Here is a 25,022-nt window from a genome sequence, read left to right as displayed (position 1 = left end):
TGCTTCTAGCCCTCTCCCCCTTGGGGAGAGGGTTGGGTGAGGGGTTGCCGCGAACGCCACCGCTGATGATGGTGCGCGCCGATGCAAACCGACCCTCTCCTCCTCGACCGTGCGCGCAAGATGCGCCGCCAGATGACCGAACCGGAGACGCGCCTGTGGCTCGCACTTCGCGGCAAGCGCCTGCACGGCGTCAAGTTCTCCCGCCAAGTCCCGATCGGCCCCTACATCGCCGATTTCTGCGCCCGCAGCGCTCGTGTCATCATCGAGGTTGACGGCGACACCCACACCGACCAATCCCGCGACGACCGGCGAACCGAGTGGCTCGAAGCGCAAGGCTATCGGGTTCTTCGCTTCAGCAATGCGGATGTGACGATGAATTTGGATGGGGTGCTTCAGATGATTGCCGTCGCGTCGACGACCGCCCCTCACCCAACCCTCTCCCCTGAGGGGAGAGGGCGATAATGACCGCGCTCCTGCCCGAAGGTCTTCGCGACCGCCTGCCGCCCTTCGCCGATGCCGCCGCCGCGATCGAGGCGCGGGTGCTCGCCGCGATCGGGGCACATGGCTATGAGCGCGTCGATCCACCGCTCGCCGAATTCGCCGACGGGCTGGGCACGCGGCTGAAGGCGGGGGCGCTCCACGACGCGGTGCGGTTTGTCGATCCGGTGTCGCAGCGGACGCTGGCGATCCGCCCCGACCTGACCGCGCAGGTCGCGCGGATCGCGGCGACGCGGATGGGGCACCACCCGCGTCCGGTGCGGCTCAGCTATGCCGGCGCGGTGCTCAAGCTGCGCGCCAGCCAATTGTCGCCCGCGCGCGAGACGCGGCAGATCGGCGCGGAATTGTTCGGCCTCGATTCGCTCGCCGCCGCGCAGGAGGTCGTCGCCGTCGCGATCGACGCACTCGATGCGGCGGGTGTCACGCGCGCGTCGATCGACTTCACGCTCCCTGATCTCGTCGACACGCTTGCCGCCGGGCCGCTCCCGGTCGCGCCCGACGCGCTCGACACGCTGCGCCAGCGGCTCGACGCCAAGGATGCCGGCGGCGTCGCGGCGGTCGCGCCCGATTACCTTCCGCTGATCGAAGCCGCCGGGCCGTTCGACCAGGCGCTGGCGCGGCTGCGTGCGTTCGACCGCAGCGGCGCACTGGCGACGCGGCTCGACGGGCTGGCGGCGATCGCGGCGACGGTCGGCGATCGGGTGGCGATGACGCTCGACCCGACCGAGCGGCACGGCTTCGAATATCAAACGTGGCTTGGCTTCTCGCTGTTCGGTGGCGGCTCGGGGACCGAGATCGGGCGCGGCGGCACCTATACCGTCGTCCACGAAGGCGGCGCTGAGGAAGCGGCGACTGGCTTCTCGCTCTATGCCGACCGCTTGCTCGGCGATCCGCCGGTGCACGACCGCCGCCGGCTGTTCCTCCCGCTCGGCACGTCACCGGCCGACGCGGCGCGGCTGCGCGCGGCGGGCTGGGTTACGGTGGCGGCGCTGGCGGCGGGCGACACGCCCGAGGCGCAGGTCTGCACGCACCTGTTCGCCGAGGGCGAGGCGCGACAGCTCTGACATGACAAAGTGGTAATCTGCGCGGCGCGTCGTTTACGGCGTGGCCGCGCAGGCATAGGCTGGTCGTAACGCCTTGATTGAGGGTGATGTCATGCCGAACAGCCGCTGTCGCTTCCCCACTGCTCTTCTTTGTCTCGCGGGCGTTTTGCTTCCCGCTGTCGGCGGGGCGCAGACCTTCGTCGTGCGGCGTGTCGATGAAAGCAATATGAAGGGCTATCACGACATTCATCTTTCGCGCGCGGCGCTGCCCGGCGAGAAGGTGCGGGTTTGGTTCGCGACGCTGACCAATCCCGACTGCTCGCCGGCGGGCACGATGACGACGCAGATCGTCAGCCCGCCGCAGCATGGCCATGCCGACATTTCGACCGACAAGGTCTTTCCCAATTTCGTCGCCCCCAATCCGCGCGTGATCTGCGACAAGCAGAAGGTGGACGGCGTGCAGGCCTTCTACACCGCCGACGCCGGCTTCCACGGCCATGACAAGCTCGTCCTGCAGAATGCGACCTCCGAAGGCCGGGTGCGGCGGGTGCTGGTCGATATCGACGTCCGCTGACCGCCGCCGCTGCGTGTGTCGGTCCCGTCACGCACATGGTTGACCCGCTCCCGCCCGCCCGCTACCCGCGCCCCCGACATTCCTGAACCGCCCGCGTGCCGAGTCCTGTCGAAGGGCGCGCGGGTTCGCAGCGGCAGGCGGGGAATCGCATCCATGGCAAATGTGGCAGTCATCGGCGCGCAATGGGGCGACGAGGGCAAGGGCAAGATCGTCGACTGGTTGGCGGAGCGCGCCGACATGGTCGTCCGCTTCCAGGGCGGGCACAACGCCGGGCATACGCTGGTGGTCGGCGAGAACGTCTACAAGCTCTCGCTGCTGCCTTCGGGGATCGTGCGCGGCACGCCGTCGGTGATCGGCAACGGCGTGGTGCTCGATCCGTGGGCGCTCAAGGCGGAGATCGAGCGGCTGGCGGGGCAGGGCGTCACCGCCACGCCTGAGACGTTGCGGATCGCCGATAATTGCGCGCTGATCCTGCCCTTCCACCGCGATCTCGATGGACTGCGCGAGGACGCGAGCGGCGCGGGCAAGATCGGCACGACGCGGCGCGGGATCGGTCCGGCCTATGAGGACAAGGTCGGCCGCCGGGCGATCCGCGTCTGCGATCTGGCGCACCTCGACGATCTCGGGCCGCAGCTCGACCGGTTGACCGCGCACCACGACGCGCTGCGCGCCGGGTTCGGCGAGCCGCCGATCGACCGCGACGCGCTGGTGGCGGAGCTGCGCGCCATTGCCGACTTCGTGCTGCAATTCGCGCGCCCGGTATGGCGCGATCTCAACCTCGCCAAGGAAGCCGGCAAGCGCATCCTGTTCGAGGGCGCGCAGGGCGTGCTGCTCGACATCGACCACGGCACCTATCCGTTCGTCACCTCGTCGAACACGATCGCGGGCAGCGCGGCGGGCGGGTCGGGGCTCGGGCCGGCGGCGGTCGGCTTCGTGCTGGGGATCGCCAAGGCGTACACCACGCGCGTCGGCTCGGGACCGTTTCCGACCGAGCTGGACGACGAGACCGGCGAGCGGCTGGGGACGCGCGGGCATGAGTTCGGCACCGTCACCGGTCGCAAGCGCCGTTGCGGCTGGTTCGATGCGGTGCTGGTGCGGCAATCGGCGGCGGTCGGCGGGATCACCGGGATCGCGCTCACCAAGATCGACGTGCTCGACGGGTTCGAGGAAGTGAAGATCTGCACCGGCTATCGCCTGCGTGGGCAAGTGATCGATTATTATCCGACCCACGCCGCCGATCAGGCGCTGGTCGAGCCGATCTATGAGACGATGCCGGGCTGGCAGGAATCGACCGCGGGTGCGCGGAGCTGGGCCGATCTGCCGGCGCAGGCGATCAAGTACATCCGCCGCGTCGAGGAACTGATCCGCTGCCCAGTGGCGCTGGTGTCGACCAGCCCCGAGCGCGCCGACACGATCCTCGTCCGCGATCCGTTCGCGGATTGAGGAACGGAGAGCGGCGGCGGAAGGTCTTTTCCGTCGCCGCTCGGCGTTTGATCACTGCCGTCATCCCGGACTGGATCCGGGATCCCGCTTTCACTTTCACCGGGATAAAGCGGGGTCCCGGGTCAAGCCCGGGACGACGAAGCGCGGCTTAGTTGCGCGGCCCCGGCTGGGTCGCGGTGCCCGCCGCGCCACCCTGCGGCAGCTGATCCGGCGGCGTGTTCGTCGCCTCGGTCGGCTGGCCCTGCTGCGGCTGGCCCATCGTCGTGCGCGAGTTGGTCACTGCGTCCGGCCCGGTCGTCGTCGTGCTGTTGTTGCGCGCGCGACGCGACGAGCGCGTGGTGGTCGTGGTGCTGCGATCGGTCGACGTGCTCGGCGTGGTGGTCTGCGGCGAGGTGGTCATCGGGTCCATGGTGGTCCCGCCCATCGTACCGCCGGGCTGCTGACCCATGGTCCCGCCCATCGTGCCGCCGGGCTGCATCGTGCCACCCATCGTGCCGCCGGTCTGGCCCATTGTGCCCCCGGCACCGGTGGTCTGCGCCATGGCGGCGGCGGGAAGCAACAGCGCAGCGGCGGTCATCGCGATATAGGTACGCATCGAACCTCTCCTTGTCCGGAATGGCTCGTCAACGATGCGTGAACGCCGAACGTTCCTGATAATCGGCGGGCATCGCCTAACTTATGCCGCATTGTGCGCGGTGGAGCAACGCCTGATCGGCCAGCACCAGCGCGACCATCGCCTCCACCACCGGCACCCCGCGGATGCCGACGCACGGATCGTGGCGGCCCTTGGTCATCACCTCGGTCGCGGTGCCATCGCGGGTGATGCTGGGAACGGGGGTGAGGATCGAGCTGGTCGGCTTGAACGCGACGCGCACGCGCACCGGTTGCCCGGTCGCGATCCCGCCCGCGATCCCGCCGGCATGGTTGGCGAGGAAGTCGGGCGTGCCGTCCGCGCCGGGGCGCATCGGATCGGCATTCTGCTCGCCCGACAGCGCCGCGGCCGCGAAGCCGTCGCCGATCTCGACGCCCTTGACCGCGTTGATCGACATGCACGCGGCGGCGAGTTCGCTGTCGAGCTTGGCATAAAGCGGCGCGCCCCAGCCGGCCGGCACCCCGGTCGCCTCGCACGCGATCACCGCGCCCAGCGACGAGCCGGCCTTGCGTGCCGCGTCCATCTTCGCTTCCCAGCGCGCGGCGGCACCGGCATCGGGGCAGAAGAACGGGTTCTCGTCGATCTGCGCATCGTCGAACGCGGCATAGTCGATCGCGTCGCCGCCGATCGCCTCGACCCAGGCGCGGATGCGGACCTGCGGGATCACCGCGCGCGCCACCGCACCCGCCGCGACGCGCGCCGCCGTCTCGCGCGCCGACGAGCGCCCGCCGCCGCGATAGTCGCGGAAGCCGTATTTGGCGTCATAGGCGTAATCGGCGTGGCCGGGGCGATAGGCCTGCGCGATCGCGGAATAGTCCTTCGACCGCTGGTCGACATTCTCGATCATCAGGCTGATCGGCGTACCGGTGGTGCGGCCCTCGAACACGCCGGAGAGGATGCGGACCTGATCGGGCTCCTGCCGCTGCGTCGTGAAGCGCGACTGGCCGGGGCGGCGGCGATCGAGCCACGGCTGGATGTCCGCCTCGCTCAGCGCGATCCCCGGCGGGCAGCCATCGACCACCGCACCGAGCGCCGGGCCGTGGCTCTCGCCCCAGGTGGTGAAACGGAAGACGCGGCCAAAGGTGTTGAAGCTCATGATGGCGCGCTTTGCCAGAAGCGCGGGGCGGGGGACAGAGGGTGCAGACTGCTCACACCGTCATTGCGAGCGCAGCGAAGCAATCCAGGGCAGCGCGCGGAACACTGGATTGCTTCGCTGCGCTCGCAATGACGACGGGGCGAGTCAGGTAACAAGCTTCCTCAGCCCCGCCAGCGTGTCTGCCTCCGCCGCCGGTTTGTCGGTCCTGATCCGCGCGATCCGCGGGAAGCGCATCGCGAGCCCGGACTTGTGCCGCTTCGATTCGTGGATCGAATCGAACGCGATCTCCAGCACCAGCGACTTCTCGACCTCCCGCACCGGCCCGAAGCGGCCCAGCGTATGCTGGCGCACGAAGCGGTCGAGTTGCGCGATCTCCTGATCGGTGATCCCCTGATAGGCCTTGCCGACCGGCAGCAGCTCCCCGTCCTCAGTCCAGCAGCCGAAGGTATAGTCGCTGTACCAGCTCGATCGCCGCCCGTTGCCGCGCTGCGCGTACATCATCACGCAATCGGCGGTCAGCGGGTCGCGCTTCCATTTGTACCACAGCCCGGTGCGCCGCCCCGCGACATACGGTGAATTGCGGCGCTTGAGCATCATGCCCTCGATCGCCGCGTCGCGCGCGCCGGCGCGAATACCTTCCAGCGCGGTGAAGTCCTCCGCCTCGACCACGCGGCTGAGATCGAAGCGCCCGGGGTCGAGCCGCGCGGCAAACGCCTCCAGCCGCTCGCGCCGTTCGGTCCACGGCAGCGCGCGCAGGTCCTCGGTGCCGTCGAACAATATGTCGTAGAGCCGCACGAACGCCGGCGCTTCCGCCAGCATCTTCGCCGACACCACCTTGCGCCCGAGCCGTTGCTGCAGCGCGTTGAAGCTGCCCGCCTCGCCGCCCTGGAAGTCGCCGCGCACCATCAACTCGCCGTCGACGACGCTATGCGTCGCGAAGGCGGCGGCGACATCGGGGAAGGCGCGCGTCACATCGTCGCCGGTGCGGCTGTAGAGCCGTGTCTCGCCCGCCACATGCACCAGCTGGACCCGGATGCCGTCCCATTTCCACTCCGCGGCATAATCGGCGAGGTCGACGCGCAGATCGTCGAGCGGGTGCGCGAGCATGAACGGGCGGAACACCGGCACGTCGGCGGCGGTCGGCTGCGCCCCGGTGCCCTCCGCCCAGGCGAACAGCGTCGGATAGGGCGGCTCCAGCCCGTGCCATACTTCCTCGACCGCCTCGACATCGAGCCCGAACGCGTCCGCCAGCGCCTGTTTGGCGAGCCGCGACGACACGCCGACGCGCAGGCCCCCGGTCGCCATCTTGAGCAGCGCGAACCGCTCCTCGGCATCGAGCCGATCGAGCATCGCCGCCAGCGCGGCCGGTGCATCCGAGCGCGACAGGCGTCCAAGCCGGTCGACTACGGTCGCGACCGTCAACGGCTCGGCGGTTTCGGGCGGATGGTCGGGCTCGGGCCACAGCAGCGCGACCGTCTCGGCGGTGTCGCCGACATAGTCGCGGCTCATCCGGAACAGCACCGGATCGACGCGCGACTCGACCAGCGCGCGGATCACCGCCGGCTTGACCCCGGGCAGGTCAAGCTCGCCGGTCAGCGCCGCCATCGCCCAGCCGCGATCGGGATCGGGCGTCTCGCGCAGATAGTCGCCGATCAGCTTCAGCTTGGCGTTGCGCGAGCGGGTGTAGATCAGCGCGTCGAGCAGGGCGGCGAAAGCGTGCACGTCAGAAGATACCCAGAAATTTCTTGCGCTTCTGCCCCTCGACCTTGCCCTCGCCGACGTCCTTGCGCGGCTTGCCGTCCTTGTCGCGCTGCGCGGCGGCGGGCTCGGCGGCGAGCACCGGGCCGCATTGCGCGGCCTTGGCGTCACCCGGATCGACGAACGCCAGCAGCGCGGCGACCGGCGTGCCGACGATCGCCAGCCCCAGCCCCGCACCGGCGCGCGCCACCAGCTGCGGCGAGATCACGTTGAGCGACGGCGACGCGAAATAGCCGCTGACCCCGACCGGCGACTGACCCGAGAACAGGCTGAACTTCTTGGCATCGGCGCGGAAGGCGAGGTCGAGCGCCTCGCTTCTGAAGCTGAAGCCGCCGTTGCCGAGTATGACGTTCTTCTTGGTGTCGATCAGGATCGGATCGGTCGCCGCGACGCCGTTGCGCACCGTGAAGGCGACCAGCCCGCAGTTGATCTGCACCGGCTCTTTCAGCTCCTGCTCGAACATCTTCTGAATGAAGACGCCGAGGTCGATCTCGGCGAGCTGGACGTTGCGCGTCCACAGGCTGCCGCTCGGGATGACGAAGGCGATGCGCCCGTTCGAGGAAGCGAGCGAATCGTGGATCGTGTCGCCGCGCCCCTTCAGCTGGATGCGCCCGCGGATCGTGCCGCTGGTGCCCGACTCGGCGACGCCATAGCCGGCGAGGAGCCGGCCGAGCGGGGTGGGGGCGAGCCGCACGTCATAGCTGACCGCGCTCGGCCGCTGGCGGGTGTCGAAGACGATGTCATTGGCGAGATTACCGCGCGCCATCGCCATGGTGAGCGGCGACAGCGCCAGCCGTCCGCGGTCGAGATCGAGCACCATGTCGATATCGGCGATCGGCAGCCGCTTCGAACGGACGCGGTCGATATGCCATTTCAGATCGGCGTCGAAGCGCTGCATCGTCGCGATCGGCAATGCTGCGTCGGGCAGGATGCGCGCGGGCGCGGCCCCGGTCGCGGCGGCGGCGGCGACCGCGCCCTTCTCGGCGACGATGTCCGGATTGTAGCCGATGAACGGCGCGGCATCGACGATGTCGAGCTGGCGCGTGGTCAGTTGCGAATCGAGGTGGAGCCGCTCGCGATTGGCGATCGTCAGCCGCCCGCGCACGTCGCTGTCGCCGAACGTCCCGCGCAGATGCGTGAAGCGATATTCCGGCCCGCTCTGCACCAGTTGCGCACGCAGCCGGTAGGTACGCGTGTTCGGGATCGCGACGCCGATGATTTCGAGCAATGTCGCGAGGTTGCGCCCGCGCGCCTGCACCGCCAGCGGCACGCCCTCGAACGCCGCGATGCTCGGCAGCGTGCCGGCGACGTCGAGCGTGTTGCCCGCCGCCCGCGCGCGCATCACCAGCTCGTTCTTGCCGCGCGCGACGGTGGCGTCTGGCGACAGCAGCCGCGCGACGACCGTGAACGACGTCCCGCGCAGCCGTCCGCCGCCGTCGAGCCCGACCGCCTGTCCGATCCGGGCATCGGTGGAGCGGATCGTGTCGAGCTTGACGTCGGCGAGCAATTGCAGCCGCGGGTCGAGATAGCGAACCTGCGTTCCGGTGACGGTCGCGCGGTCGATGCGCGGCAGGTCGAGCGGCTTGCCACCCTTCTTCTCGCTGAACGTCCAGCTGTTATGGTCGTGCGCGTTGGTCCATTCGAGGTCGACCGCGCCGTTGGTCAGGTCGAGCCAGTAGAGCCGCCGCTTGCCGAACAGCAGCGACAAGGGCGCGATGCGCGTGTCGATCCGGTCGGCGGTGAACAGATACGGCCGCGTCGCCCACGCCGGATTGGCGATCGCGAGCTTCTCGGCATAGAATTTGATCTTCAGCGGCGCGAAATAGAGCTGGAAATCACCGCCGACCGTCACCGGGCGGTTGGTCAGCCCGCCGACGACGCGCTCGAACGTGCCCTTCAGGAAGCGGCCCTTGGTGATGAACAGCACCAGCCAGATCGCGGCGATCGCCGCCACGAGCCCGACCGCGACGTTGCGCGCAATGCGCCGCCAGCGCGGTTTGGTCTGCGGCGCGGGTGCGGTCGTTGCCATCGCGGTACAATCGCGAGATCGCGGCGCGGGTTCCCTATGGTTGCTTTCCGCGCCTCATGTCGCTATGCGGCCCGCTTCCCGAGCGATCGGCGGATACGGACGGCCCGGCCAACGAGGGCTGCCGCGGCCGTCTCAGTCGATTCGCGCAGCAGAAAGGATGAAAATGCCCAAGCTCAAGACCAAGAGCGGCGTGAAGAAGCGCTTCAAGCTCACCGCCACCGGCAAGATCAAGCACGGCGTCGCCGGCAAGCGTCACCGCCTCATCAGCCACAACGCCAAGTACATCCGCCAGAACCGCGGCACCACGGTGCTGTCGAAGGCCGACACCGCGACGGTGAAGGCCTGGGCGCCGTACGGCCTGAACTGAGCGACGAGGAGGAATAGACTATGGCACGCGTCAAGCGGGGCGTAACCACTCGCGCCAAGCACAAGAACATCCTGGAACAGGCCAAGGGCTATCGCGGTCGTCGCAAGAACACGATCCGCGTCGCCCGTCAGGCGGTCGAAAAGGCCGGCCAGTACGCCTATCGCGACCGCAAGGTGAAGAAGCGCACCTTCCGCGGCCTGTGGATCCAGCGCATCAATGCCGGCGTCCGCGCCGAGGGTCTGACCTACAGCCAGTTCATGCACGGCCTGAAGCTGGCGGGTGTAGAACTCGACCGGAAGGTCCTGGCCGACATCGCGATGCACGAGGGTGAGGCGTTCAGCGCCATCATCGCGCAGGCGAAGGCGGCACTCCCGCAGGCCGCCTGAGGCGATCTGACGCGAGAACGAGATGCGGGGCGTCGGTGGCAACACCGGCGCCCCGTTTCTGTTTGGGGGTGGCGCCCGGCTGGCCGGCCATCTCCTCTTGGATTGCGCGATCCACGAGACGGGCATACCCCTGTCGCGTCGCCCCGGACTTGATCCGGGGCCCTGCTTCTTCGCCACAGAAGTGAGAAGCGGGATCCCGGATCAAGTCCGGGATGACGGCGCTGATGAGTGTCGATCTGCGCCGGGGCTGGACTTGGCGGCAAGCATCGGCTTGGACGGCAGGCATGACGGATAACACGATGACCGACACCGACGACCTCAAGACCCATCTGCTCGTCGCGATCGAGGCGTCCGCCTCGCTCGACGCGCTGGAGGCGGTGCGGGTCGATGCGCTGGGCAAGCAGGGGCGCGTCACGCAGCTGCTCAAGACGATGGGCGCGCTCTCCCCCGAGGAGCGCCAGACGCGCGGCCCCGCGATCCACGGGCTGCGCGAGGCGGTGACCAACGCGATCGCGGCGCGCAAGAGCCATCTCGAGCAGGTCGCGCTCGACGCGCAGCTCGCCAGCGAGGCGCTCGACATGACGCTGCCCGCCGATGCGCCGCTCGCGGGCACGGTGCATCCGGTCAGCCAGGTGATGGACGAACTGGCGGAAATCTTCGCCGACCTCGGCTTCGCGGTGGCGAGCGGGCCGGAAATGGAAACCGACTGGCACAATTTCGGCGCGCTCAACATTCCCGAGACGCACCCGGCGCGCGCGATGCACGACACCTTCTACCTCGCCGGGCGTGAGGACAGCGATCCCAACGACCGCGAGACGCCGCGCGTGCTGCGGACGCATACCTCGCCGGTGCAGATCCGCACGATGCTGGCCAACAAGCCGCCGATCCGCATCATCGCGCCGGGGCGCACCTATCGCTCCGACAGCGACGCGACGCACACGCCGATGTTCCATCAGGTCGAGGGACTGGTGATCGACAAGGGGATCACGCTCGGCCACCTGAAATGGACGCTGGAGACGTTCCTCAAGGCGTTCTTCGAGCGCGACGACATCGTGCTCCGCCTGCGCCCGAGCTATTTCCCGTTCACCGAGCCGTCGGCGGAGGTCGACGTCGGCTATTCGGTGGTCAAGGGCAAGCGCGTGATCGGCGGGTCGGAAGGCTGGATGGAAGTGCTGGGCAGCGGCATGGTCCATCCGAAGGTGATCGCGGCGTGCGGGCTCGATCCCGAGGAATGGCAGGGCTTTGCGTTCGGCTGCGGGATCGATCGGCTGGCGATGCTGAAATACGGCATGGACGATCTGCGCCCGTTCTTCGACGGCGATATCCGCTGGCTGAAGCATTACGGGTTCAGCGCGCTCGACATGCCGACCCTGTCGGGCGGCGTCGGCACGCCGGCATAGTGTCGTCGCCCCTGCGAAGGCAGGGGCCCATGGCTGGTGGGTGTGCCACTACGTAGAGACATAGGCTCCTGCCTGCGCAGGAGCGACGGGAAGTAAAATGAAATTCACCCTCTCCTGGCTCAAGGACCATCTCGAAACGACCGCGTCGCTCGACGAGATCGTGACCGCGCTCACCAACATCGGGCTGGAGGTGGAGGGCGTCACCGATCCCGCCGCCAAACTGGACGGCTTCACCGTCGCGCGCGTGCTCACCGCCGAACGCCATCCGCAGGCCGACAAGTTGCAGGTGCTGTCGGTCGATGCCGGCGACGGGCCGTTGCAGGTGGTGTGCGGCGCACCCAACGCACGCGCCGGGCTGGTCGGCGTGTTCGGCAAGCCGGGCGCAGCGGTGCCGGCGAACGGCATGGTGCTCAAGGTCGCAGCGATCCGCGGGGTCGAGTCGAACGGCATGATGTGCTCGACCCGCGAGCTGGAGCTGGGCGAGGATCACGACGGCATCATCGAACTGCCCGAGGACGCGCCGGTCGGCACCGCCTTCGCCGATTACGCCGGGCTCGGCGATCCGGTGATCGAAGTGTCGGTGACGCCGAACAAGCAGGATTGCATGGGCGTCCACGGCATCGCGCGCGATCTCGCCGCGGCGGGGCTCGGTACCTTGGTCGCGCCGACCGTCCCCGAGGTCGCGGGCGAAGGCGCCGGCCCCGACGTGCGGATCGAGGACGCGGCGGGCTGCCCGGCGTTCTTCGCGCAGGAGGTGCGCGGGATCACCAACGGCGCCGCGCCCGAGTGGATGACGAAGCGGCTGCGCGCGATCGGGCAGAAGCCGATCTCGGCACTGGTCGACATCACCAATTACCTGACGGTCGATCTCGGCCGCCCGCTGCACGTCTATGACAAGGCGAAGCTGTCGGGCGGGCTGGTCGCAAGGCAGGCGCGCGACGGCGAGACGGTCGAGGCGCTCAACGGCAAGACCTATACGCTGTCGGCCGGCATGACGGTGATCGCCGACGATGTCGCGGTGCACGACATCGGCGGGATCATGGGCGGCGCGCATTCGGGCGTGTCGGAGACGACCACCGACGTCGTGATCGAATGTGCCTACTTCACCCCCGAGGCGATCGCCCGCACCGGGCAGAAGCTGGCGCTGACCAGCGACGCGCGCCAGCGGTTTGAGCGGGGCGTCGACCCGGCGTTCCTTGACGATGGCCTCGCGATCGCGACCTTCCTCGTCCTCGAATATTGCGGCGGCAGCGCCAGCGGCGTGACCCGCGCGGGCGAGCCGCCGCTCGGCACGCGCTCCTACGCCTATGACCCGGCGCGCGCCGAAACCCTTGGCGGACTCGCGGTCGCACCGGAGCGGCAGCGCGCGATCCTCGAGTCGCTCGGCTTCACCGTCGACGGGGCATGGAACGTCACCCCGCCGACGTGGCGGCGCGACGTCGACGGCACCGCCGATCTGGTCGAGGAAGTGATCCGTATCGAGGGGATCGACAAGGTCGCCCCGGTGCCGCTCCCGCGCACCCCCGGTGTCGCGCGCCCGACCGCGACCCCCGAACAGCGCATCGAGCGCCGCACCCGCCGCGCCGCCGCGGCGCGCGGGCTCGACGAAGCGGTGACGTGGAGCTTTCTCAGCGAGAAACAGGTCGCACCGTTCGGCGTGGCGGCATGGCGGCTGGCGAACCCGATCAGCGAGGAGCTGAAGGTGATGCGCCCGTCGCTGCTCCCCGGGCTGCTGTCCGCTGCCGAGCGCAACCTGCGGCAGGGCATCGAGACCGTGCGGCTGTTCGAGATCGGGCGCCGCTATCTGTCCGAGGGCGAGCGCGCGACGGTCGGCGTCGTGCTGGCGGGCGACAAGCGCGCGCGCGGCTGGCGCGACGGCAAGGCCGCCGGGTTCGACGCCTATGACGCCAAGACCGAGGCGCTGGCGCTGCTGGCGGCGGCGGCCGCGCCGGTCGACAACCTTCAGGTGATGGGCGAGGCGGGCGCAGCCTTCCACCCCGGTCGCTCGGGCACCTTGCGGCTCGGGCCGAAGACGGTGCTGGCGGCGTTCGGCGCGGTGCATCCGGCGGTGATGAAGGCGTTCGATCTGTCGGGGCAGGTCGCGGCGGTCGAGCTGTACCTCGACGCGATCCCGGCCAAGCGTGGATCGGGGTTCATGCGCCCGGCCTATGCGCCGCCCGTGCTCCAGCCGGTGCGCCGCGACTTTGCGTTCCTCGTCCCCGCCGATGTCTCGGCCGAGGCGCTGGTACGCGCGGTCAAGGGCGCGGACAAGGCGACGATCACCCGCGCGCGCGTCTTCGACGTGTTCACCGGCACCGGCGTCGCCGAGGGACACAAGTCGGTCGCGGTCGAGGTGGTGCTGCAACCCGCCGACAAGAGCTTCACCGACGCCGATCTGAAGGCGATCGCCGATAAGGTGGTCGCCGCCGCCGCCAAGCAGGGAGCGCAATTACGTGGCTGACGACTGGATCCGTATCTCGAACGGCACGCTGACCGCCGCGATCAACCCGCTGGGCGCGGAGCTGTCGTCGCTGACCGACGCCGACGGGCGCGAGCTGATGACCGATGCCGACCCGCGCTTCTGGACCGGGCGCGCGCCGCTGCTGTTTCCGGTGGTCGGGATGACCGCCAGCGGTGCGATCAAGGTCGATGGCGTATCCTATCCGATCGCCAAGCACGGCTTCGCGCGGCGCAGCGTCTTTTCGGTAATCGAGACCAGCGCGACGCGCGCGGTGTTCGCGCTCGCCGACGACCAGGCGACACGCGCCGCCTATCCGTTCGCGTTCCGGCTGGAGGTGGCGTTCGAGCTGCGTGACGCGACGCTGGCGATCGAGGTGACCGTCTGCAACCCGGCCGATGAGCCGCTGCCCGCCAGCTTCGGCTTCCACCCCGCCTTCGCCTGGCCGCTGCCGTATGGACAGGATCGCGCCGCGCACCGCATTACGTTCGAAAAGGACGAGCCGGGCGCGCTCAAGGTGATTGCCACCGACGGCACGATCGCCGCGACTGAGCGCCCCTCGCCGCTCGACGGGCGGGTGCTGCACCTCGCCGACGATCTGTTCGCCGACGACGCTCTGGTGTGGGCACCGGTCGAGTCGCAGTCGGTGCGCTACGGCGTGGAGGGCGCGCCGCAGCTCGACATCGCCTTTCCCGACACGCCGAAGCTCGGCATCTGGACCAAGCCGGGCGCGGCCTATGTCTGCGTCGAGCCGTGGCACGGCATCGCCGATCCGGAAGGCTTCGATGGCGAATATCGCGACAAGCCCGGTGTGTTCGAGGTGCCCGCGCATGGGGAGCAGCGGATCACGATGAGCGTCACGCTGATCGATTAAGCCGTCTCCGTCGCCCCGGGCTCGACCCGCGGCCCTGCTTCTTCTGCCCCGATCGAGGAAGAAGCGGGACCCTGGATCAAGTCCGGGGTGACGAGGATGCTCCCACGACCAAAGTCCGCTTCACCTCCGCCACATCCCCGTCTACGCTGCCGGCAGGAGACGGATAATGCTGAAATCACTGGTGATGATCGCGATGCTGGCGGCGGCGCAGGCGCCCGACAATCCGCATCTGCCCGCCCCGGTCGTTGACACCGTCGCGCCGACGCTTCCCGCCGGGCTGAAGGGCGCGGTGCTGATCGTCTCCAAGACCAACGGCTGGCGGCATTTCGAGCATATCCCGCATTCCAACGAGGTGCTGGGCGACATCGCGAAGCAGCTCGGCCGCAAGAGCTTCGCGACTGAGAATGCCGCGGTCTTCAACGATCGCGATCTCAGCCACTTTGCGGTCGTCGTGCTCAACAGCGCGAGCGGCAATTTCCTGAGCCCCGATCAGCTCGCGGCGTTCGAGCGCTTCGTGGCGCGTGGCGGCGGGGTGGTCGCGCTCCATGCCGCGGGCGACGACAGCCACAAGGAGCCGTGGTACGACCGCACGATCATCGGCACGACCTTCATCGGCCATCCCAATGGCGACGACCATATCCAGACCGCGCAGGTGATCGTCGACCAGCCGCAGCATCCGGTGATGGCGGGCGTGGCGCGGACCTTCCCGCTGTCGGACGAATGGTATTCTTTCTCGAACGATCCCGTGACGCGCGGCATGACCGTGCTGGCGAGGGTCGACGAGAAGAGTTACCGCGTCGGCGGCAAGCTGGCGATGGGCGCGACGCACCCGGTCGCTTGGGTCAATCCCCGCGCCAAGGGCCGGGTCTTCTACTCGGCGCTGGGGCACGAGCCGGCGGTCTACGACGATGTCAACGTGCGCCGGATGCTGACCAACGCGGTTCGCTGGGCGGCGCGCTGACCCGCAGCGCGGACAAAAGCGATGCCGAATTACCACGCCGCGCGGCGTGGCGGCTTTTTTCTGCACGGGAATGTTGCAATGCGGCCGTGCCCGGCCCCATCCTCATCCCGTGTTGAGACAATATGAACTGATCGACCGGGTCCTCGATTACGACCCCGACGCCGACGAGGCGATGCTCAACCGCGCCTATGTCTTCTCGGTCAACGCGCACGGGACGCAGAAACGCGCCAACGGCGATCCTTATTTCAGCCACCCGATCGAGGTGGCCGGCATCCTGACCGAGCTGCATCTCGACGACGAGACGATCGCCACCGCGATCCTCCACGACACCGTCGAGGATACCGTCGCCACGCCCGAGGAGATCGAGCGGATCTTCGGCGCGAACATCGCGCGGCTGGTCGACGGCGTGACCAAGCTGAGCAAGATCGAGGCGCAGACCGAGAACGAGCGCGCCGCCGAGAATTTACGCAAGTTCCTGATGGCGATGTCGGGCGACATCCGCGTGCTGCTGGTGAAGCTGGCCGACCGGCTCCACAACATGCGGACATTGCACTTCATCCCCAAGCCGGAGAAGCGCCGCCGCATCGCTAAGGAGACGATGGACATCTACGCCCCGCTCGCCGAGCGGATCGGCATGTACGAGTTCATGAAGGAGATGCAGACGCTCGCCTTCGCGCAACTCGAGCCCGAGGCGTATGAGTCGATCACCAAGCGGCTCGAGCAGCTCAAGGAAGGATCGGGCGGCGACCGGATCGCGAAGATCGGCTCGGGGCTGAAGCTGCTGCTCGGCCGCGCCGGCGTCGAGGCGCAGGTGTCCGGGCGCGAGAAGCACCCCTATTCGATCTGGCGCAAGATGCAGGAGCGCCACATCAGCTTCGAGCAGCTGTCGGACATCATGGCCTTTCGTGCGATCGTCCCGACGATCGAGGATTGTTACCGCGCGCTGGGGCTGATCCACCGCCGCTGGCCGGCGGTGCCGGGGCGGTTCAAGGATTATATCTCGACGCCGAAGCGCAACGGCTATCGCTCGCTCCATACCAGCGTGATCCACGCCGAGAACCGCCGGATCGAGATCCAGATCCGCACCGCCGAGATGCACGCCGAGGCCGAGTTCGGGCTGGCGGCGCATTGGGCGTACAAGCAGTCGGTCGGCGCGCATCCGGTCCGCCCCGACCAGCAGCAGGACTGGATCAAGGATCTGGTCGAAATCCTCGACACCGCCGCGACGCCCGAGGAACTGCTCGAACATACCCGCATCGCGATGTACCAGGATCGCATCTTCGCCTTCACCCCGAAGGGCGAGCTGATCCAGCTGCCGAAGGGCGCGACGCCGATCGACTTCGCTTATGCGGTCCACACCGATCTTGGTGATCAGGCGGTCGGCGCGAAGGTCAACGGGCGCGTCGTGCCGCTGTCGACGGTGCTGGAGAATGGCGATCAGGTGCAGGTGCTGCGCTCCAAGGCGCAGGTGCCGCAGCCGGCGTGGCTGAAGGTCGCGATCACCGCCAAGGCGCTCGCCGCGATCCGCCGCCACCTGCGCAACGAGGAGCGCGAGCAGACGATCGCGCTGGGGCGCAAGCTGTACGACGACATCGTCCAGCGCCTGCCCGCGACGCTCGCCGATCATGCGATCGACGAGGCGCTCAAGCGGCTGAAACTGCCGGACGAGGCGGCGCTGATGCAGGCGATCGCGCGGCGCACGCTGACCGACGGCGAGGTGATGGAAGCGCTGATGCCGGGGTCGGCGGGGGCGGATGTCGCGCACGCGCCGCCGCAATCGAGCGCGATCTCGATCGAGGGGCTGGCGCCCGGCGTTGCCTATGAGCTGGCGGATTGCTGCCATCCGGTGCCGGGCGACCGGATCGTCGGTCTGCGCCGCCCCGATGCGTCGATCGAGGTCCATGCGATCGACTGCCGCGTGCTCGCCGATCTGGCCGAGCGCAGCGAGGACGAGACCGACTGGATCGACGTGCAATGGGGCCACGCCACCGAGGGCGCGACCGCGCGCATCTCGGTCGAGGTGCGCAACCAGCCCGGCGCGCTCGGGATGCTCGCGACGATCATCGGACAGCACAAGGCGAACATCATCAACCTGCGGCTCGACAATCGCGACACGCAATTCCACACCAACGTCATCGATGTGGAGGTGCATGACGCCCATCAATTGATGCGGCTGCTGTCCGCCTTGCGCGCGGCCGATGCAGTCAACGCGGCCGAGCGGGTCTGACCGCCACCTCTCGGCCGAACCTTCGGCGCTCCCGGGCTTCGTAGAAGCGGCCGGGATGACGGCTTCGTCCTACAGCACAGCGGGTGCGCTCGTGACGATCCCGCAGCCGGCCGCAGCCTTGGTGACTTCGAGCGGAACCTTGGGGTCTTTCACCTGCCCGGCCACGCGGATGAAGTCGCCGATCGTCAACCGGCCCGGGGTCGTATCGCCTTCGCGGGTCGCACGCGCCGCGCGCCCCAATTGCTGAAGCTGCCCGATCGAGAGGTTCTTCTCCAGCCGGTCCCCGACGCATTGCGAATGATCGGGTGCGAAGCCATAACCTTCCAGCGAGGAGGCGATCCGCGCGGACGGGTTCACGCAACCCGACAGCGCCAGCGCCAACAACCCGGTGCCAGCGCCGATCACCCGTTCCAACCTGCCCACCATCCGTCTCCCATCATTGCGGGATCGAACAGGCCACGGTCGTGATAGGTCCTGATGCAGGATAATAATCCATCCATCCTCACTCGCGCCTATCGGGACGGCCCGGTGACCCGGATCGAGAGGATTGATGGAAACCGGCCGCGTCTTTCCGCATTTTGGACGCACGGGAGGAATCATCGATGTTACGATCCATGCTGCTCGCTGTGGCGCTGGCGACCACCGCAACGCCGGTGGCGGCACAGTCGATTTCGGCGAACGACAAGGCGCTCGGCGCCCGCGCCAATCCCGAGCTGCTGGCACAGTTCGGCGGCAAATATAGCGGACCACAGGCGGCCTATGTCGACCGCGTCGGCAAGCGGGTGGCGGTCCAGTCGGGCCTGTCGAACGCGCAAGGCGACTTCATCGTCACCTTGCTCGATTCGCCGGTCGAGAACGCCTTCGCGATCCCCGGCGGCTATATCTACGTCACGCGCCAGCTTCTCGCGCTGATGAATACAGAGGCGGAACTGGCGTCGGTGATGGGGCATGAGGTGGGCCACGTCGCCGCCCGCCACTCCGCATCGCGTAACCAGCGTGCGACGATCGGCGGCGTGCTGGCGGCGGTGGTCGGCGCGGCGGCGGGCAACAGCGCGGCGGGGCAGCTTGTCGGCACCGCGGCACGCAGCGGGGCGCAGCTCTATGTCCTGAAATACGGCCGCGATCAGGAATATGCCGCCGACGGACTGGGCGTGAAATATATCACCGCCGCCGGCTACGATCCCTATGCCGCCGCCGACATGCTTGCGCAGCTCGACGCGCAAAGCCAGCTTCAGGCCGAGGTCGGCGGTCGTGGCGGGCAACAGGTGCCGACCTGGGCGTCGACCCATCCCAACAGCGCCGAGCGCGTGCGCCGCGCCGCGGCGCTGGCCAAGGCGACCGGACGCCCGCTGACCGAACCGCCGCAGGACGTGACCTTCCTCCGCCAGCTCGACGGGCTGGCCTATGACGAGAAAGGTTCGGGCAAGCGCATCCGCATCGTCACCGTCAAGCGTGGCGACACGATCGACTCGCTGTCGCGGCGCATGGCCTATGATACGCTCCAGCGCGATCGTTTCATGACGCTCAACGCGATCGAAGATGAGGCGCAACTGACGCCCGGGCGTTTGGTAAAGATCGTGACGCGCGGATGACCGTCGGCTAGATGCGGGCGCTATGCATCGTCCCGCGCTTTCGGTTGTCATCCCCTGCTATAACGAAGAGGCCACGTTGCCGCTGCTTCATGCGCGCGTCTCCGCGGCGGCGCGTGCGGCGGTGGGCGACGATCACGAGATCGTGCTGGTCAACGACGGCTCGCGCGACAACAGTTGGGCGGCGATGCAACGGCTGTCTGCCGAGGACCCGCACGTCGTGGCGATCAATCTGTCGCGCAACCACGGACATCAACTGGCGCTGACCGCCGGGCTCGACATGTGCGCGGGCGAGCAGATCCTGATCATCGACGCCGATCTGCAGGACCCGCCCGAGCTGTTGTCCGACATGCGGCTGACGATGGCGCGCGAGCAGGCCGATGTCGTGTACGCCGTGCGGCGCAAGCGCGAGGGCGAGACGCTGTTCAAGAAGGCGACCGCCGCGGCATTCTATCGCGTGCTCGACCGTGTCACCGACACGGCGATCCCGCTCGATACCGGCGATTTCCGGCTGATGACCCGACGCGCGCTCGACGCGTTCCTTGCGCTGCCCGAACAGGCGCGCTTCATCCGCGGCATGGTGGCGTGGGTCGGCTTTCGCCAGGTGCCGTTCCCCTATGACCGTGCCGAGCGCCATGCCGGCGAAACCAATTATCCGCTCGGCAAGATGGTGCGGCTCGCGCTCGATGCGGTGACCGGTTTCTCGACCGCGCCGCTACGCTGGGCGAGCCATTTGTCGGTGGTGCTGGCTGCCTGTTCGATGCTGCTGCTGATCTATATCGGCTGGGGGTATTTCGTCGGTGACCATGTGCAGGGCTGGACCTCGACGATGCTGGTGGTGGTGGTGCTGTCGTCGATCCAGATGTTCGTGCTGGGGATGATCGGCGAATATCTTGGCCGGCTGTACATCGAGGCGAAGCGCCGCCCGCTGTACCTGATCGCCGATGTCGCGGGCACCGCGCATGGCCGCGCGACCTTGGGCTTTCAGGCGGAACGCACGCGCATCCCCGATGCGCAGGTCGCGGGCGAGGTCGTCGCGCAGGATTGAGGCGGGCGGGCAGGGTGGCGAAGGCCGTCCGAGGCTGTCGAGCGTGACGTCGCTGCCTTACCCCTGACCCGCGATGGCCGTGGCGTGTCGATCCGGTCGACCCGCCACGTCAATGCTACCGTTAGCCCGCCACCTTGCCCGGCGTGTTGACCCCCATGCTCTGCAGGTAGCGCTTCACGTTGCGCGCCGCCTGTCGCAGCCGCTGCTCGTTCTCGACCATCGCGATCCGCACATAGCCTTCGCCGTTCTCGCCATAGCCGACCCCCGGCGCGACCGCGACCTTGGCGTGGGTGAGCAACTGCTTGGAGAACTCCAGCGACCCCAGATGCTGCAACGCCGGCGGCAAGGGGGCCCAGGCGAACATGCTGGCGGGCGGGGCCGGGATGTCCCAGCCGGCGCGCCCGAAGCTCTCGACCAGCACGTCGCGGCGCTTGTGATAGAGTTGGCGGTTCTTCTCGACGATGTCCTGCGGCCCGTTGAGCGCCGCGCACGCCGCCGCCTGCACGGGCGTGAACGCGCCATAATCGAGGTACGACTTCACGCGCGTCATCGCCGCGATCAGCTTCTTGTTGCCGACCGCGAACCCAATCCGCCACCCGGCCATCGAATAGGTTTTCGACAAACTGGTGAACTCGATCGCGACGTCCTTGGCGCCCGGCACCTGCAGGATCGAGACGGTCGGCTTGCCGTCGAAATACAGTTCCGAATAGGCGAGGTCGGACAGAATCCACACCTCGTTCTCGCGCGCCCACGCCACCAGCCGCTCGTAGAAGGCGAGGTCGACGGTCTCGGCGGTCGGGTTCGACGGATAATTGACGACCAGTACGCTCGGGCGCGGGATCGTGAATTCCATCGCGCGTTGCAGGCTCTCGAAATAATGTTCGTCGGGCGTGGTCGGCACCGCGCGGATCGTCGCGCCGGCGATGATGAAGCCGAAGGTATGGATCGGGTAGCTCGGGTTGGGGGCGAGCACCACGTCGCCGGGCGCGGTGATCGCGGTGGCGAGGCTCGCCAGCCCCTCCTTCGACCCCATCGTCACCACCACCTCGGTCTCGGGATCGATATCGACCCCGAAGCGGCGGCCATAATAATTGGCCTGCGCGCGCCGAAGGCCGGGGATGCCGCGCGATTGCGAATAGCCATGCGCCGACGGCTTCTGCGCCACCTCGATCAGCTTGGCGATCACATGGTCGGGCGGGGGCAGATCGGGGTTGCCCATGCCGAGATCGATGATGTCCTCGCCACCCGCACGCGCCTGTGCCCGCATCGCATTGACCTCGGCGATGACATAGGGCGGCAGGCGCTTCATGCGGTAGAATTCGTCGGACACGGGGCTGATACTCCTTTGCGCCGCCGGCTATACAGCCATTCGCGCGCGCCGGGCACCCCGCGCAACAAAAAGCCGTGGACCTGACTTCGCGCTGCAACGTCGTTACGTTACGGCAGCCGAGAGAGAGGATTCCGCGTGACCGAGCCGAACGCCCCGCCGAAGATTGCGCTGCCCGATCTCGCCGATCTTCAGCATTGGACATGGCTGATGGGCCGCGCGCAGCAGTTGATGCTGGAGGCCGGCGTCCCGCTCGCCCCGCCGGACAGCATCGCCGAGCAGACGCGCGATTTCTGGACCGACTATCTCGCACTGTGGCAGCGCTTCACCACGCCCGCCGCACCGGAAGCGGAGCGGCCCAAGGAGAAGGACCGCCGCTTTGCCAACCCCGCGTGGCGCAGCAACCCGGCGTTCGACTGGATGCGGCAGAGCTATGCGCTGATCGCCGACCATATGCTGCGCGGGGTCGATGCGCTGGAAGGCGTAGACGAGCGGACGCGCGCGCAACTCAAATTTGCCACGTCCGGCTTCGTCGATGCGATGAGCCCGTCGAACTTCGCGGTGACCAACCCGGAGGTGATCGAGAAGACGATCGAGACGCGCGGGCAGAATCTGCTCACCGGGCTCACCAACATGCTGTCCGATATCGGGCGCGGGCAGCTGACGCATACCGACGGCACCGCCTTCGAGGTCGGGCGCAATCTTGCCGCGACACCGGGCAAGGTGGTCAAGCGCACCGATCTGTACGAACTGATTCAATATGCGCCGACCACCGACACGGTGCTCGCCACGCCGCTGCTGATCTTCCCGCCGTGGATCAACCGCTTCTACATTCTCGACCTGACGCCGGAGAAGAGCTTCATCCGCTGGGCGGTGGCGCAGGGGATCACCGTGTTCATGGTCTCGTGGAGGTCGGCGGACGCGTCGATGGCCGACGTGATCTGGGACGATTACGTCGCCGCGCAGGTCGAAGCGATCGACACCGTCCGCGATCTGCTGGGGGTGCCGGCGGTGCATACGGTCGGCTATTGCGTCGCGGGGACGACGCTGGCCGCGACGCTCGCGTGGCTCGCCGCGAAGGAGCAGGCGGACAAGGTGGCGAGCGCAACCTTCCTGACCGCGCAGGTCGATTTCTCCCGCGCGGGCGAGTTGCTGCACTTCGTCGACGACGAACAGCTCAAGATGATCGCGACGCTCAGCCCGCAGGGGTTCCTCGACGGTCGCTATCTCGCCGCGACCTTCAACCTGCTGCGCGGGCGCGACCTGATCTGGAATTACGTCACCAACAACTATCTGCTCGGCAAGGATTACGCGCCGTTCGACCTGCTCCACTGGAACGGCGACGTCACGAACCTGCCCGCCAAATGGCATCTCGCCTATCTCACCGACCTGTACCGCGACAATCTGTTGGTCCAGCCCGGTGCGATGAGCGTCGGCGGCGTGCCGCTCGACCTGACGAAGGTCGAAACGCCGGCCTATGTGCAGGCCGGGCGCGAGGATCATATCGCGCCGGCCGAAAGCGTGTGGAAGCTCACCGAGCATCTGCGTGGGCCGCTGCGCTTCGTGCTGGCCGGGTCGGGGCATATCGCCGGGGTGGTGAACCCGCCGGCCGCGGGCAAATACCAGCATTGGATCAACGACCAGCCCGCCGACACGCTCGACGCCTTCGTCGCGGGCGCGCGTGAGGTGAAGGGAAGCTGGTGGAACGACTGGGCGGAATGGCTCCGCGCGCACGGACCGGCGACGGTCGCTGCGGACGGCGCACGGGTGCCGGGGGCAGGCGTGCTGCCGGCGATCGAGGACGCGCCGGGCAGCTACGTCAAAGCGCGGTGAGGGTCTTCGCTGCGCCGCACAAGGCTCTTGCAACTTAGCCGTCGAATCATTATTGTGCAGTGCAGCAAATCACGGAGCGGACACGATGGTGGACCAGACCGGCAAGGTTGAGGGCAGGAAGACGGGCGCACCGGCCAAGGGACGCGCGCGTGCCGCGGCGAAGCCAGTGGTGTCGACCGAGCCCGTCCTGCCGCCGGTTCCCGCCGAACCGGAGGTGCCCGCGGTACTCGCCAACCCCGCGACGCCCGAGGAACCCGCACCGGTGGTGATCGCCGCCGACGAGCCGGCCGCCGCGGTGGCGGAAGCACCCGCACCCGTGATCGACGAACCCGAAACCGCAACCCAACCCGAACCGGCTGCCCCGGCAGCGCCATTGGAAGTGAAGGACACGAACATGACCGACACCGTCACGACGTTCGCCGACAAGGCGCAGGACCAGGCCAAGGCCTTCGCCGACAAGGCGCAGGAGCAGGGCCGCGCGGCGTTCGCCAACGCCGGCGAGCAGGCGCGCGTCGCGCTCGACAAGAGCCGCAAGGTCGCCGAAGATCTCGCCGACTTCGGCAAGGGCAATGTCGAGGCGCTGGTCGAGTCGAGCCGCATCGCCGCGCAGGCGTTCGAGTCGTTTGGTCAGGACGCCGCCGCGTTCGCGCGCGCCCGGTACGAGAGCACCGCGCAGCTCGTCCAGACGCTGGCATCGGTGAAGTCGCCGACCGAGGCGCTCCAGCTCCACGCCGATTACGTCCGCGCCTCGTTCGACGCGCTGGTCAAGGAAGCCTCGCGCTCGACCGAAGCGACGCTGAAGCTGGCCGGCGACGTCGCCAAGCCGCTGCAGAACCGCGTCGCGGTCGCCGCCGACAAGTTCCGCACCGCCGCCTGATCGCAGACGCGGTAATGAAAAGAGGGCGGCCGCAGCGATGCGGTCGCCTTTTTTGCGCGTTTGCGGTCTTGCCTGCGCGCGCCCGCGTGCCATATTCGCGCAGTGTCCATGCAGCAGCAGATTGTCCCGATGGCCGCGGGCCAGAGCGACGATGCCGACGGTGACGGCACCGGGATCGGCATCGCCACGCGCACCCGTGCCCGCACCAAGAAACCGACGCCCTACCGCGTCCTGATGCTCAACGACGATTACACGCCGATGGAATTCGTCGTCCTGTGCCTCCAGCGCTTCTTCCGGATGAACATGGAGGAGGCGACGCGCGTGATGCTCCACGTCCATCAGAAGGGCGTCGGGGTGTGCGGCGTGTTTAGCTACGAGGTCGCCGAAACCAAGGTGAGCCAGGTCATGGACTTCGCGCGCCAGAACCAGCACCCGCTGCAATGCACGCTCGAGAAGGCGTGACGTGTTGTTGATGCGATACGCGACCTAAGCGTCGCCCCGGACTTGATCCGGGGCCCCGCTGCTTCTTGGTGGGTCGGGCAGAAGCGGGATCCCGGATCAAGTCCGGGATGACGATGAAAC

22 protein-coding genes are annotated in these 25,022 nt (G+C 68.2%); 16 read left to right on the top strand and 6 right to left on the bottom strand.

Annotated features, from left to right (window positions below):
- Positions 1-81 precede the first annotated feature (81 nt).
- The 4 genes from PGN16_RS11465 to PGN16_RS11450 all read left to right on the top strand — a co-directional run bounded on the left by PGN16_RS11465 (position 82) and on the right by PGN16_RS11450 (position 3,558).
- Complete coding sequence (locus tag PGN16_RS11465) at positions 82-462, top strand: endonuclease domain-containing protein (protein WP_335309547.1); 381 nt, start codon at positions 82-84, stop codon at positions 460-462.
- Complete coding sequence (locus tag PGN16_RS11460; protein ID WP_335309545.1) at positions 462-1,562, top strand: ATP phosphoribosyltransferase regulatory subunit; 1,101 nt, start codon at positions 462-464, stop codon at positions 1,560-1,562. Before PGN16_RS11465 ends, PGN16_RS11460 begins: the two co-directional genes overlap by 1 nt.
- A gap of 181 nt (positions 1,563-1,743) precedes the next feature.
- Positions 1,744-2,115, top strand: a complete 372-nt coding sequence (locus PGN16_RS11455) for a hypothetical protein (RefSeq protein WP_335309544.1) — start codon at positions 1,744-1,746, stop codon at positions 2,113-2,115.
- 153 nt (positions 2,116-2,268) lie between these two features.
- On the top strand, positions 2,269-3,558 hold the full coding sequence (locus PGN16_RS11450; RefSeq protein WP_335309543.1) for an adenylosuccinate synthase: 1,290 nt from the start codon (positions 2,269-2,271) through the stop codon (positions 3,556-3,558).
- A 148-nt stretch (positions 3,559-3,706) separates the two neighbouring features.
- Here the strand turns inward: PGN16_RS11450 and PGN16_RS11445 are convergent, their stop codons facing one another.
- The 4 genes from PGN16_RS11445 to PGN16_RS11430 form a co-directional block, all read right to left on the bottom strand.
- Positions 3,707-4,153 (bottom strand): hypothetical protein, encoded by a 447-nt coding sequence (locus tag PGN16_RS11445; protein WP_335309542.1) that lies wholly within the window; start codon positions 4,151-4,153, stop codon positions 3,707-3,709.
- 76 nt (positions 4,154-4,229) lie between these two features.
- On the bottom strand, positions 4,230-5,306 hold the full coding sequence (aroC, locus tag PGN16_RS11440; RefSeq protein WP_335309541.1) for a chorismate synthase: 1,077 nt from the start codon (positions 5,304-5,306) through the stop codon (positions 4,230-4,232).
- Positions 5,307-5,450: 144 nt separating this feature from the next.
- Entirely contained in the window at positions 5,451-7,028 is a 1,578-nt protein-coding gene (locus tag PGN16_RS11435) for a cisplatin damage response ATP-dependent DNA ligase (RefSeq protein ID WP_335309539.1), read from the bottom strand.
- A 1-nt stretch (position 7,029) separates the two neighbouring features.
- Entirely contained in the window at positions 7,030-9,093 is a 2,064-nt protein-coding gene (locus PGN16_RS11430) for an AsmA family protein (protein WP_335309537.1), read from the bottom strand.
- A 163-nt stretch (positions 9,094-9,256) separates the two neighbouring features.
- On the opposite strand from PGN16_RS11430, the gene rpmI reads away from it, so the two are divergent.
- The 7 genes from rpmI (at position 9,257) to PGN16_RS11395 (ending at position 17,766) form a co-directional block, all read left to right on the top strand.
- The gene (rpmI, locus tag PGN16_RS11425; protein ID WP_058755056.1) at positions 9,257-9,460 is read left to right on the top strand and encodes a 50S ribosomal protein L35; all 204 of its coding nucleotides are present in this window, start codon (positions 9,257-9,259) and stop codon (positions 9,458-9,460) included.
- A gap of 20 nt (positions 9,461-9,480) precedes the next feature.
- The gene (rplT, locus tag PGN16_RS11420) at positions 9,481-9,846 is read left to right on the top strand and encodes a 50S ribosomal protein L20 (protein ID WP_022687966.1); all 366 of its coding nucleotides are present in this window, start codon (positions 9,481-9,483) and stop codon (positions 9,844-9,846) included.
- Between the two features lie 299 nt (positions 9,847-10,145).
- Entirely contained in the window at positions 10,146-11,246 is a 1,101-nt protein-coding gene (pheS, locus tag PGN16_RS11415) for a phenylalanine--tRNA ligase subunit alpha (protein WP_335309533.1), read from the top strand.
- A gap of 97 nt (positions 11,247-11,343) precedes the next feature.
- Entirely contained in the window at positions 11,344-13,707 is a 2,364-nt protein-coding gene (gene pheT / locus PGN16_RS11410) for a phenylalanine--tRNA ligase subunit beta (RefSeq protein WP_335309530.1), read from the top strand.
- Entirely contained in the window at positions 13,700-14,578 is an 879-nt protein-coding gene (locus PGN16_RS11405; protein ID WP_335309529.1) for an aldose 1-epimerase family protein, read from the top strand. The genes pheT and PGN16_RS11405 overlap by 8 nt, the downstream gene beginning before the upstream one ends.
- 166 nt (positions 14,579-14,744) lie before the next feature.
- Positions 14,745-15,539: a ThuA domain-containing protein gene (locus tag PGN16_RS11400; RefSeq protein WP_335309527.1), complete on the top strand. Its 795-nt coding sequence runs from the start codon at positions 14,745-14,747 to the stop codon at positions 15,537-15,539.
- A 109-nt stretch (positions 15,540-15,648) separates the two neighbouring features.
- Positions 15,649-17,766 carry a RelA/SpoT family protein gene (locus tag PGN16_RS11395; RefSeq protein WP_335309526.1) on the top strand — a complete coding sequence of 706 codons (2,118 nt, stop codon included), beginning with the start codon at positions 15,649-15,651 and terminating at the stop codon, positions 17,764-17,766.
- 69 nt (positions 17,767-17,835) lie between these two features.
- Here PGN16_RS11395 and PGN16_RS11390 read toward each other — a convergent pair whose 3' ends face one another.
- Positions 17,836-18,189, bottom strand: a complete 354-nt coding sequence (locus tag PGN16_RS11390; RefSeq protein ID WP_335309525.1) for a hypothetical protein — start codon at positions 18,187-18,189, stop codon at positions 17,836-17,838.
- 191 nt (positions 18,190-18,380) lie between these two features.
- Here PGN16_RS11390 and PGN16_RS11385 point away from each other — a divergent pair, with 191 nt between their 5' ends.
- Together PGN16_RS11385 and PGN16_RS11380 are read left to right on the top strand one after the other, a co-directional pair.
- Positions 18,381-19,358 carry a M48 family metalloprotease gene (locus PGN16_RS11385; RefSeq protein ID WP_335309524.1) on the top strand — a complete coding sequence of 326 codons (978 nt, stop codon included), beginning with the start codon at positions 18,381-18,383 and terminating at the stop codon, positions 19,356-19,358.
- Between the two features lie 22 nt (positions 19,359-19,380).
- Positions 19,381-20,403 carry a glycosyltransferase family 2 protein gene (locus tag PGN16_RS11380; protein ID WP_335309522.1) on the top strand — a complete coding sequence of 341 codons (1,023 nt, stop codon included), beginning with the start codon at positions 19,381-19,383 and terminating at the stop codon, positions 20,401-20,403.
- A 121-nt stretch (positions 20,404-20,524) separates the two neighbouring features.
- Here PGN16_RS11380 and PGN16_RS11375 read toward each other — a convergent pair whose 3' ends face one another.
- Complete coding sequence (locus PGN16_RS11375; RefSeq protein WP_335309521.1) at positions 20,525-21,733, bottom strand: LL-diaminopimelate aminotransferase; 1,209 nt, start codon at positions 21,731-21,733, stop codon at positions 20,525-20,527.
- A gap of 135 nt (positions 21,734-21,868) precedes the next feature.
- On the opposite strand from PGN16_RS11375, the gene PGN16_RS11370 reads away from it, so the two are divergent.
- The 3 genes from PGN16_RS11370 to clpS all read left to right on the top strand — a co-directional run bounded on the left by PGN16_RS11370 (position 21,869) and on the right by clpS (position 24,902).
- Complete coding sequence (locus tag PGN16_RS11370) at positions 21,869-23,563, top strand: PHA/PHB synthase family protein (protein WP_335309520.1); 1,695 nt, start codon at positions 21,869-21,871, stop codon at positions 23,561-23,563.
- 85 nt (positions 23,564-23,648) lie between these two features.
- Positions 23,649-24,440, top strand: coding sequence for a phasin family protein (locus PGN16_RS11365; RefSeq protein ID WP_335309519.1), 792 nt, complete (start codon positions 23,649-23,651; stop codon positions 24,438-24,440).
- Positions 24,441-24,548: 108 nt separating this feature from the next.
- Positions 24,549-24,902 carry an ATP-dependent Clp protease adapter ClpS gene (gene clpS / locus PGN16_RS11360; protein WP_376699699.1) on the top strand — a complete coding sequence of 118 codons (354 nt, stop codon included), beginning with the start codon at positions 24,549-24,551 and terminating at the stop codon, positions 24,900-24,902.
- Positions 24,903-25,022 lie beyond the last annotated feature (120 nt).

The organism is Sphingomonas phyllosphaerae, assembly GCF_036946485.1.
GTDB lineage: Bacteria > Pseudomonadota > Alphaproteobacteria > Sphingomonadales > Sphingomonadaceae > Sphingomonas > Sphingomonas phyllosphaerae_E.
The sequence above is the reverse complement of the archived record's forward strand: the minus strand, read 5'-3'. Positions and strand labels throughout refer to the sequence as shown.